This window comes from Fulvivirga aurantia, from assembly GCF_009711475.1.
Classification (GTDB): domain Bacteria; phylum Bacteroidota; class Bacteroidia; order Cytophagales; family Cyclobacteriaceae; genus Fulvivirga; species Fulvivirga aurantia.
Genome location: NZ_SMMD01000316.1, coordinates 1 through 1,726, shown reverse-complemented (window position 1 = coordinate 1,726; position 1,726 = coordinate 1). Strand labels below are relative to the sequence as shown.

The following is a 1,726-nucleotide window of genomic DNA, read 5'->3' as shown; positions in this document are numbered from 1 at the left end:
GACTACTTGCAAATTGCACTAAAACTAATTGTTGGCCTTAGCATCTTAAATGTGTGGCTTCTCAACTTTGGAAAATCAACACGATGGAGGGGTAAGGATGCCAATAATATGAAGGAAGAGTTTGCGGCTTATGGATTATCAGAAACTTTTATGAAAGTAATTGGTACACTTAAAGTTTTACTCGCCATAGCGTTAATTGCTTCAATCTGGTATCTCCCTGTAGAGATATACGCGGCTGGTGGTATTGCTGTATTAATGTTAGGTGCAGTGGCTATGCATATCAAAGTGAGTGATCCGATTATGAAATCTCTTCCTGCGGCTACATTCCTGATTTTATCGGTAGTTATTATTCTTATATAAGCAGCGCGAGTTGAATATAGCTTGTTGAGAGAAAGGCATTTACCAGCATAAAGAAAAAGCTGGGAATCGAAAGCAACAAGCTATCTCTTATCTTCAATCTTACAATAAATCCCAAAGCCATCAAGATCGACAATCCTCCGGAGGCTATTCCTGCTAGCCATGGAGAGAAAAATACACCTATCAATAACCCTGTAGCGCCAAGTAATTGTAAAATACCCGTGAGCTGTCTCTGAAAATCGGTGAGCCTGAATCGATTAAATTCTTTAACCATTTTTTGAGTAAACAGGCAAATGGCACCATAATACAGAAAAGAAAGAATTGACAGCCAGGTTAGAAAAATGAGTATATTCACATCAATCTAACTCTAAATGTATGGCTTTGTTTTAAACTTACTCTGAGGCAGGTTCTCCTACCATATTAGTCCAACTTGTACCATTAAATACTTGTAGTTCACCCGAAGTACCACAGTCTGAGCAGAATACCATTTGACCGACAGTGGTGTCAGTCATAGCATCTCTTTGTGCTTTAGTTTTTGCCACTGCACCTTCAGCAGTTTTTGCATGCAACGTGTAAGGGACACTTACCAATTGAGTGGTACCCATGCTGATGTAGTTAGTTCCTCCATCTAAGTCATAAGCAGCTTCTAAAAAATAAGAATTTGAGCTCCAGTCAATAGTTCCAATAGTTCCTGTTGTTGCAGATCCTGTACCAATCGCAACATTAATAATTCCACCGTTGGTGGTTTTAATGTCCATTGTTTCACTATAAACTACTGTGCCGTCTACAGATGCCTCTCTAATATTAAACTGGACAGAAATGTTCTGATCAGCCAAAAGTACACCTTGTGTGTCTCTCACAATGGCCTGATAAGGAAATTGCTCAGGACTTTGAGCGAATAAAGTAGTAAAGCCCAAAAGAGCCAGGCATAATAAGGTTAACTTTTTCATTTTTTTATGATTGAAAGGGTGACAGTTTTATTTTTTGTTTGGTCTATTATCTTGAGATAATAAACACCTGCGCTGTGGTTAAGCATCTCCACATAGTTTTCTTCATGGCTCATTTCAGCAGATTCTAATACAGCTCCAGAAGTATTGATGAGTGAATATTTAAGGCCATTCAGGTCTTTACGTTTAAAATAAACCCGATCCGCTGTGGGGTTAGGAAATACTGTGATATCCAATTCGTCCAATACAAGATTTTCAGGGTCTAAGCCAGTTACAGGGTCAACTGAATTAAGTACAATACTTTGAAAACCTCCCGACACATTACCAGAGGTGCTCAGTATATTGATGTCTCCCATTGAAAACTGCACCTGACCTTCACTATTGGCCAGCGAAGTGCCGCTGCTATTTACAGTGGCTTGCCC

General features: G+C 39.3%; 4 protein-coding genes. 1 reads left to right on the top strand and 3 read right to left on the bottom strand.

Annotation, left to right across the window (positions count from 1 at the left end):
* The coding region (locus E1176_RS01435) for a DoxX family protein (protein ID WP_155208798.1) at positions 1–360 on the top strand (360 nt) is incomplete at its 5' end.
* Here the strand turns inward: E1176_RS01435 and E1176_RS01430 are convergent.
* The 3 genes from E1176_RS01430 to E1176_RS01420 form a co-directional block, all read right to left on the bottom strand.
* Positions 353–712: a DoxX family protein gene (locus tag E1176_RS01430; RefSeq protein ID WP_185152534.1), complete on the bottom strand. Its 360-nt coding sequence runs from the start codon at positions 710–712 to the stop codon at positions 353–355. The genes E1176_RS01435 and E1176_RS01430 overlap by 8 nt on opposite strands.
* A gap of 37 nt (positions 713–749) precedes the next feature.
* Positions 750–1,307 (bottom strand): hypothetical protein, encoded by a 558-nt coding sequence (locus tag E1176_RS01425; protein WP_155208797.1) that lies wholly within the window; start codon positions 1,305–1,307, stop codon positions 750–752.
* Positions 1,304–1,726, bottom strand: a 423-nt coding sequence (locus E1176_RS01420; protein ID WP_155208796.1) for a T9SS type A sorting domain-containing protein, incomplete at its 5' end; no start/stop codon positions are given. The genes E1176_RS01425 and E1176_RS01420, both read right to left, overlap by 4 nt.

Bases quoted from the DNA above. Each gene is read 5' to 3' on its own strand.
- E1176_RS01425 (WP_155208797.1), bottom strand. From the start codon at position 1,307: ATGAAAAAGTTAACCTTATTATGCCTGGCTCTTTTGGGCTTTACTACT.